At 49.0% G+C, this 2,139-nt stretch carries 3 protein-coding genes; all 3 read right to left on the minus strand.

Features of this window, described 5'->3' with window-relative positions; translation table 11 throughout:
* The coding region (locus DXB63_RS17685; protein ID WP_147332318.1) for a DUF3575 domain-containing protein at positions 1–575 on the minus strand (575 nt) is incomplete at its 3' end.
* A gap of 15 nt (positions 576–590) precedes the next feature.
* Positions 591–935, minus strand: a complete 345-nt coding sequence (locus DXB63_RS17690; protein ID WP_147332319.1) for a hypothetical protein — start codon at positions 933–935, stop codon at positions 591–593.
* A gap of 112 nt (positions 936–1,047) precedes the next feature.
* Positions 1,048–2,139, minus strand: a 1,092-nt coding sequence (locus DXB63_RS17695; protein ID WP_147332320.1) for a site-specific integrase, incomplete at its 5' end; no start/stop codon positions are given.

Here is a 2,139-nt window from a genome sequence, read left to right on the forward strand (position 1 = left end):
ACCGCAAGCTTGGTGGGGCCCACATAGTTACGGGTACCGTTATTGAGGAACTCACCGCATGTAAAGCACTCATACGATTTATAGTCGAAACGGACATAACCCACCGCGGCTTCCGCTTCCATGCCCCAATGCCGGGAGAAATTCCAGCGGTAGCCGTAGCCGATGCCGCCGCCCGCATACCAGCCGTCATGCCGGGAGTCACGCAAATCCTTGAACAGGCCGAAAGGGAAATGCACGTTGCCGATATTGTATTGACCGCCCAATGCGTGCAGGGCGAAAAAATGCCCCCTTAATGCCTGACGTGTCCAGAGACGGACTTCCGGCTGTGCCATCCAGTGTTTCCATTTACGGTTATCCTTCCAGTTCCAGCCGTTGTAATTGCCGGAAACATCCAGGCTCCAACGTTCCGCAAGGGGCAATTCAAAACCCAGGTTGATAGTACCGGTAGCGTCATAGAGGAGGTTGCTCTTGATGTTCCATTTTTCAGGGACGTTCTTATCCGACTGTTCCTGACCTTTCATGGGAAGAGCACAGCAACAAAGGCAGCCTATTATGAACAATGTTTTCTTTTTCATCTGTCATTATCTGTTTTATAATTCATATGCCGGAATACGGAAATCGGAACGCTTCATCCCTGCACGCACGGAAAGGCCCGGAGACAATTCGAGATAATCGTCACCGGCAAGAGTGCACATCAGGGGAAGGGAATACTTATAGATAAGCGTGTCATCCACCACAACACGGTGCAACCAGATATCCGCCTCGGGAAAAACCTCTTTCATCATGGTTTCCTCCACACCCGGAAGAATGGACTGCAAATTGACCGCAGATTGTTCATACGCCGCCCAACTGTCTCCCGAAGGAAGCCGGAACAAATGGACAAGGTCCGTATTGGCTGACTCCAAAAGGAGAATCCGCTCAAGAGGGGGGCTCATTACACTGTTTATCAAAATATTCATACTCCTTTTTCTTGCAGCCGGCCAAAAACAGAGGTTATCTGTACAAACTAATTATGCGCATTTCGGCGGACTGTCGTTGTATCGCTTTCTACATAAGAAAGAGATAAAGAAATTCAAAAAGGGGTATAAGCCTGTACTTCAAAGACTTATGGCTAAGATTTTGGGAAGGGAATACCTTCATGAAGGGAACAAAGAGAGGGGAGAAATAAAAATGGGTGAAAAAACAATATAAAAAATTTGCTGTTTTGGGCAAAATACCTATCTTTGCAAAAGATTTTAATAGAAATGTCTCTTTCTTATGTAGAAAGGGACATTTTTTGTTGTCAGGAGGGAGGATGTTACATTCTTCTTTAACGGGGATCGTTTCGGGAAGAAAAATACGCCCATGGCCGGGAGGACTCGCCTCCTCATGCTTCCTGTAAGGATGCGGAAGTTTCTTTTCCACGACTGCCGGACGCAACATCTGATCAAACATGTCATTCACTTCCTTATCTACCCGGTGGGTCGAGATGCGGGAAAGGTAGATCTGGGTGGTACGGATGGAGGAATGGCCCAGGCACTGGCTGATCAGTTCGACCGGCTTGCCCGATTCCAGCATTAGCGTGGCGAAAGTATGACGCATCACATACGTACTCAGGCGAAGGCTCAGACCCGCGAGCCGACCGATCTCATGGGCATGGTGGTTCACACGGTGCAGGGAGGATTCTTCGGGAATATCATCGCCGCCGTCCTTTTTCCTGTTCTTACTCCGGTGAAGGAAAGGAAAGACATACATGCAATCCTCCTCACGGTAACGCTCCATGATCTTACGCGCCTCGGAAGGGATTTCAGTATCGATGGGGACTTCCGTCTTGCTGCGGAGATAATGGAAGTGATTGTCGGCATCGGCCATATCCCACGTAAGGTTGAAGACATCCTGGAACACCATCCCACGCATAAATAAAATGAATAAGAGGATGTCAAGGCTCTCGTGCAGATGGGGAGACAGGCTTGCGCGGAACTTCGCATCAAGCAACCGGTCGGTCTCTTCTTTGGTCAGGGCACGCTTGGAAGACTGTTTCCCGGAGAAAGTGACCTCACGGAAAGGGTTGGGCTGTTCAGACAGGTGCATACTGAACAGCTTACAGGTACCATTGTACATCGCACGCACATTACGGAAATAAAAATCGGAGGTTTGCGG

Origin of the sequence: Bacteroides sp. OM05-12 (assembly GCF_003438995.1) — a bacterium.
GTDB lineage: Bacteria > Bacteroidota > Bacteroidia > Bacteroidales > Bacteroidaceae > Bacteroides.